Annotated in this window: 2 protein-coding genes and 1 other RNA gene; 2 read left to right on the forward strand and 1 reads right to left on the reverse strand. The window is 31.0% G+C overall.

The features are described from left to right. Positions 1-104 precede the first annotated feature (104 nt). Both HMPREF1639_RS02595 and HMPREF1639_RS02600 read left to right on the forward strand, forming a co-directional pair. Positions 105-2,306 (forward strand): cell wall-binding repeat-containing protein, encoded by a 2,202-nt coding sequence (locus HMPREF1639_RS02595; RefSeq protein ID WP_036762974.1) that lies wholly within the window; start codon positions 105-107, stop codon positions 2,304-2,306. A 152-nt stretch (positions 2,307-2,458) separates the two neighbouring features. Further along, positions 2,459-3,436 (forward strand): peptidylprolyl isomerase, encoded by a 978-nt coding sequence (locus tag HMPREF1639_RS02600; protein WP_036762976.1) that lies wholly within the window; start codon positions 2,459-2,461, stop codon positions 3,434-3,436. Positions 3,437-3,695: 259 nt separating this feature from the next. Here HMPREF1639_RS02600 and ssrA read toward each other — a convergent pair. Further along, positions 3,696-4,046, reverse strand: a transfer-messenger RNA (tmRNA) gene (gene ssrA / locus HMPREF1639_RS09030). Between the last annotated feature and the right edge of the window lie 86 nt (positions 4,047-4,132).

The raw sequence follows: 4,132 nt of genomic DNA on the forward strand, positions 1-4,132 counted from the left end.
GGAGGGCTTATCCTCCTTTGATTAAATTTATCTAAACAGTCGTTTAAAAGAGAACTGTTGAAGAAGTATAAAATATTGAAAATATTGATGGGAGGAAAATATTAATGTTTAAGAAAACATCATCTGTGGCCTTATCTTTGGCAATTTTATTGTCAACAGGTTCAGTAGCCCTTGCCAATCAAAATCTTCAGGGATTAGATTTAAATGTGGTCGAAAAAATTAACACGAAAAATATTAAGGGAGCTTCTAATCAAGAGGTAACGGATTTACAAAATGAATTAAAAAAATTAATTGACCAGGCAGAAGACACAGATACATTGGTTTTAAAAACAGATGAAAGTATCAACAAGCTAAAAAATTTTGTAAAAACTGCAAAGACATATTTAAATAGTGAAGATACTAATAAACTTAAGTCTACTATTGAGGAATTAGATAAAAATTTAATTCAAATTGGGGGTGATGAAAATAATATCAAGGATATTTATTCATTGAAAACAAAGCCTCAATTGGAAAAGGGAGTCTATAATGTTCCCATAGTTTTGAGGAATTTTGAGTTAACAGAACAAAATTCAATGGGAAATAATGCTATACTGAGTAAGGCCAAACTAATTGTAGATGATAGTGGAAAAATAAGACTAAGGTTTAACCTAAGAGGTCTGTACTTTATGGGAGCATATGGTCATTTGACAAATTTGTGGTATTATAATAATACTAAGAAAGAAAATGTTGATAAAAGTCACTTGGAGTACCTGGGGGAATTGACCAGAGTAAAGGTATTAAAAACTGAGAATGAACTAGATGCAAAAGGTAATTTAAGAGATTTTCTAAAAAGTGTTGAAATAAATATAGACAAGCATGTAGATAATCCCAAAAGATATCTTAAAGTAAAGGTTGATGCCATGGATATGCTTAATGGTATAAATCCATATGAAAATTTGGATGAAAATTCTACGTCACCTAATGCTATTCTTACCCTTGACTATAGGTTTATTGAAAAAGATACTACAAACAATGAAAATCCATATAGCCAAGGTGACGAGTTAGAACAGGCTAAAAAAGAAGCAAAAATAAGTATTGATAATTTGTCAAAATTAGACTCAAATAGCAAGGCTAAATACAAGGCAAATATAGACAATGCCGAGTCAAAAGAAAAAATCAACGAGATACTAAAAGAAGCAAAGGATGCCAATGATAAAGCCAATGATAAAATTGAAAAGGATATTGATAAATCAAAAAAAGATGCAAAATCTGAAATAGACAAATTAACAGACTTATCAATTGATGAAAAAACTAATTTTAAAAATAAGATTGATTCATCTACTTCAAAAGAGTCTATAGAAGCTATTGTCAAGGATGCAAAAGACCTAAACAAGAAGAAAAAGGATAAAAAGAAGAAAAAGTCGGAAAAAATACAGAGGTTGTCAGGTGATAATAGATATGAGACTTCTGTTGAAGTAAGTGAAAAAAACTTTAAGTCTGCGGATACAGTTGTTCTTGCAAGTGGTCAAAATACTGCTGATGCCTTAGTTGCATCATCATATGCTGATATTGAAGAGGCCCCAATACTATTGACAAATAAAAATTCTATTTCAGATGAAGTTCTTGATGAGATTGAGAGGTTAAAGGCGGATAAGGTAGTTATTGTAGGCGGTCAATCCTCTGTCTCAAGTAGTATTGAGTCTAGATTGAAAAAAGAAGATATAAAAGTAACACGTATATCAGGAAGGGATAGGTTTGACACTTCTGATAAACTATCCCAGGAAGTTAGTAGACTATCTAAAAAATCCAGCCAGGCTATCCTGGTAAATGGATATAAGAATATAGATGCTCTTTCAGTTTCGTCTCTAGCAACAAAAGAAGAACTACCTATATTATTGAATGGTAGAAATACTTTAAATATGTCTGTAAAAAATAGGTTAAAACAGATGAATGTGAAGAAGGTATATATAATTGGTGGCAACAATTCCATATCAAGTGACGTGGAAAAAGAGTTGAAGAGAATGCAAATATCAGTTGTAAGATTATCTGGAAGGGATAGGTATGAAACATCCGCCAATATTGCCAAGTATGCCTATAAGGACTTTGATGAGGCTATAGTAGCTAGTGGTGAAAATCCTGTTGATGCATTAGCAGCCAGTACACTTACAGGGAAAAAGGAAGCCCCAATACTATTGACAAATAAAAATAAGATTCCAAAATCAATTAAAAAAATTATTGAAGATATGGATATAGGAAAGATTACAATAGTTGGCGGTGAAAACAGTATTACTGATAATGTGATGGATGATATGGAGGATATGTTATAAGTTTTTAAAACTTTGATACTTCCATATGCCATTTTAAAAAGCAAAATAGGAAAAAAGATTTATTTCAATAAGGGCTTAAGACCCATATTGATTTAAATCTTTTTTGTTATATATCAAATTATGAGATTTATAAAATTGGAGGTTAATAGTTTATGAGTATTAAGAAAAATAAATTTACCTTTATTTGTACTCTTATTTTAATCTTGATGCCTATTACATTTTTGGCTTGTAAGCAGGATGAAATAGTTGCAAGTACTGATAAATTTGATGTTAGGCTAAGTGAAGTTAATGATAATATAAAGTTGGCAAAATTTGAATATAATTCTATTTTTGATGATGATAGCTGGAAGAGTGTTGTGGTTTCATCTGACGGAAGTACGGAACAATTTAAGAAAAGCGTTATAGATTATTTAATAATGAGTCATTATAAGGATGAAGAAAATAAAAAGAATGGGTATTCATATTCAGAAGAGGAATTAAATGATATGCTTGAGAGTGCTAAGCAAAATATTGAGGAGGATAAAATAAAAAGCAATGAGTATAAGAGTCTGAATATAGATGACCACGTACTAAAAAAATATATCAAAGACAAGATGATTGAGAACAAGCATCAAGAAGAATTTAATAAAAGGGTCAAAATCAAAGAGGAAGATATAAAAAAATATTATAAAGACAAGATAAATGAATTTAAAGAAAAGGAATTTGATTGTTATCAAATTTGGATAAAGAATCCTAATGGTAAAAATAAGGCAGAAAATGCTTATGAAGACTTAAAAAAGGGCATAGATTTTTCTACTGTAGTCAAAAAGTATTCAGAAGACGAAAACAGTAAGAATAAGGGGGGCTATATTGGAAAAATCAAAAAAGAAAATTTGATTCCGGAATTACGTGAAAAGGCTCTGATAATGAGGGATAAAGAGTATACTGGAGTAGTAAAAAGCAAGGATGGATATTTTATAATAAAAATTGATAACCAAAGAAATTTAACGAAAACATTGGATTCTTGTAGATCAAAAATAAAAGATGATTTGTTAGAAGAATTATATCAGGAAAATAATAAAAAGATAATAAATAGAATTGGTGTGAAATACTATAAGGACAATATAAAGAAAATAAATATACAGTTGTAGGGCTTTCTATCATAGCAAGTATAATTGCCTATTATATTGCAAGTGGCTAGATAGCAAGTCATAAAGACAACTAGCACGAAAAAAAGGCTTACGTACTGGGAATATGTAGGCCTTATTTTTTGTGTATAACAATGATGTTATATACTTCTATCCTTTTATGATTATATTATACCACAGATTTATATATCTGTATCAGGTTTATGAATTTTCTCATAAAGTTTCATATTATACAACTTATTCACCATTTAAAATAATTAATTGGTGGAGATGAGGGGAGTCGAACCCCTGTCCGCAAGCCTCTTCCCTGCTACGCCTACATGCTTAGTCATCTCTTTTAAAATCTCGACTCCTTTGGCACCGAGTGACAGGTTCCAAAATCATCCAGCCCTAATTAGTCCACTGTGGGTCAAGACACCCCCAAAGTAGTTCCCTGCATAGATAGCGTCAGCTCTTAATCGGCAGGAGGATTAAGAGGGACGAGCTGCTACTAGGCAGCTAATAAATTGTTTTCGTTTGCGTTTGTTTTAAATTTCCCCAGTTTTTACGTGACCCAGAGTAACACGACATGCTGTCTCAAGTTCAAAACCCACGTCGAAACCGGTACACCCCCGTGTATAGTTTCAAACGAATTAACTTAATTAATTATAACATAAATAATAAAAACATTCAAGTTAATATGATTGGAAAAAGAATTGT

The organism is Peptostreptococcus sp. MV1, from assembly GCF_000758885.1.
Classification (GTDB): Bacteria; Bacillota; Clostridia; order Peptostreptococcales; family Peptostreptococcaceae; genus Peptostreptococcus.

Bases quoted from the DNA above. Each gene is read 5' to 3' on its own strand.
- HMPREF1639_RS02595 (WP_036762974.1), top strand. From the start codon at position 105: ATGTTTAAGAAAACATCATCTGTGGCCTTATCTTTGGCAATTTTATTG.
- HMPREF1639_RS02600 (WP_036762976.1), top strand. From the start codon at position 2,459: ATGAGTATTAAGAAAAATAAATTTACCTTTATTTGTACTCTTATTTTA.